This window comes from Variovorax sp. 01T439_2 (assembly GCF_056398445.1).
Genome location: NZ_JBFTPJ010001090.1, coordinates 1 through 1790, shown reverse-complemented (window position 1 = coordinate 1790; position 1790 = coordinate 1). Strand labels below are relative to the sequence as shown.

Annotated in this window: 2 protein-coding genes; both read right to left on the bottom strand. The window is 66.8% G+C overall.

All coding sequences use genetic code 11. The features are described from left to right. Window positions 1-758: ATP-binding cassette domain-containing protein (locus AC1DOC_RS32245; RefSeq protein WP_478131395.1), on the bottom strand; the 758-nt coding region annotated here is incomplete at its 3' end. A 22-nt stretch (window positions 759-780) separates the two neighbouring features. Then, window positions 781-1790, bottom strand: a 1010-nt coding sequence (locus tag AC1DOC_RS32240) for a BMP family ABC transporter substrate-binding protein (RefSeq protein ID WP_478131394.1), incomplete at its 5' end; no start/stop codon positions are given.

The window sequence follows — 1790 nt, the reverse complement described above, 5'->3', positions numbered from 1 at the left end:
TTTGCGGCCTGATAGCTTTGCGTGGCAATCGATTCGCCCACGGTAAGTTTCACGAGCTCGGCCACCGAGGTGGCGCCCGGCGCCAGCGTGGCGACCGTGCGGCCGCCGCGCATCACCGTCACGCGGTCGGCATAGGTCTTCACGTCGGCCATCTTGTGCGTGACCAGCACCACGGCCGAGCCGCCGCGTGCGAGGCCCTGCACCGTCTGCAGGAGGCGCGCGGCCTCCTGGTCGGTGAGCACCGCGGTGGGCTCGTCGAGGATCAGGATGCGCGCGCCCGCCAGCAGCACCTTGAGGATCTCGACGCGCTGCTGCTCGGCAATCGACAGCGCATCGACGCGCTTCGATGGATCGATCTCGAAGCCCAGCTCCGAAGCCTTGTTGCGGATGTCGCGAGAGATTTCGCGCAGGCGCTCCCCGTGGCTCTGGAACTCGGCCGGCGCCGGCGCAGTGAGCAGAATGTTCTCTGCCACCGTGAACGGCCGCACCAGCTTGAAATGCTGGTGGACCATGCCGATGCGGTGCCTGGCCGCATCGCGCGGTCCGGCCAGGCGCACCACGTTGTCGTCGACCAGCAGCTGGCCCGCCTCCGGCGCATAGAGCCCGGCCGCAATGTTCATCAGCGACGACTTGCCCGCGCCGTTCTCGCCCAAGAGCGCATGCACTTCGCCCCAGCGCGCTTCGAAGTGCGCGTCGGTCAGTGCCGCAAAGCCGTCGAAGGACTTGCGGATGCCGGTGAGCTGGAGCGCGTTGGGCATGGGCGTTGCTCTTTTTTTTTACTTACTTCTGCGTCACCACGCCCTTGACGAACCAGTCCATCTTCCAGAGGTCGGCATCCGACAGCACCGCGCCCTTGGCCACGCGCTCCTTGCCGTCGCGGTCGGCGAGCGGGCCGGCGTAGACCTGCTTGCCCTTCATGATGGCGTCGCGCTCGGCCGTGATCTGCGACGCCTTGTCCTTGGGCACCGCGGGGCCGAAGCCCGCGATGTCGGTGCCGCCGTCCTTCATCTCGATGAAGGCGCCGTACTGGCCGGGCTTCCAGTTGCCGGCCATGATCTTCTTGAGCTCGGGCGACAAGAAGCGGTCCCACACCCACACCGACGAGCACAGCGTGGCCTTGGGCGCGAACTGGCGCAGGTCGCGGTGGTGGCCGGTGCCATACACGCCGCGCTCCTGCGCCACGATCTGCGGCGTGGGCGAATCGACGTGCTGGCCGATCACGTCGGCGCCCTGGTCGATCAGCGCGGCCGCGGCGGCGCGTTCCTTCACCGGGTCATTCCAGGCGCCGGTGTAGATCACGTTGACCGTGGCGTTGGGGTTCATCTTCTGCGCACCGAGCGCGAAGGCGTTGATGGTCCAGTTCACCACGCCGAAGGGGTTGGCCGCGACGAAGCCGAGCTTGCCGGTCTTGGAGGCCGCGCCGGCGGCCATGCCGCACAGGTACTGGCTCTCGTAGGTGCGGCCGTAGAACGATTCGAGGTTGCTGCCGTTGGTGGTGCCCGAGCCGTTGAGAAAAGCCACGCCGGGGTACTTGGCGGCCAGGTCCTTGAAGCTGTCGGAATAGCCGAAGGCGGTGCCGATCACGATGTTGGCGCCGCGCTGGATGAACTTCTCGGCCGCGGGCTTGATGGCCGATGCGTCTTCGGGCACGTTCTCGACGAACTGGATCTTCTGGCCGATCTCCTTCTCGATCTTCACGCGCGCCTCGTCGAAGGCCTGCGTCCAGCCGCCGTCGTTCTTCGGGCCGAAGTAGAGCATCGCGATTTTCGGCTTGTCCTTGAGCGTGAAGC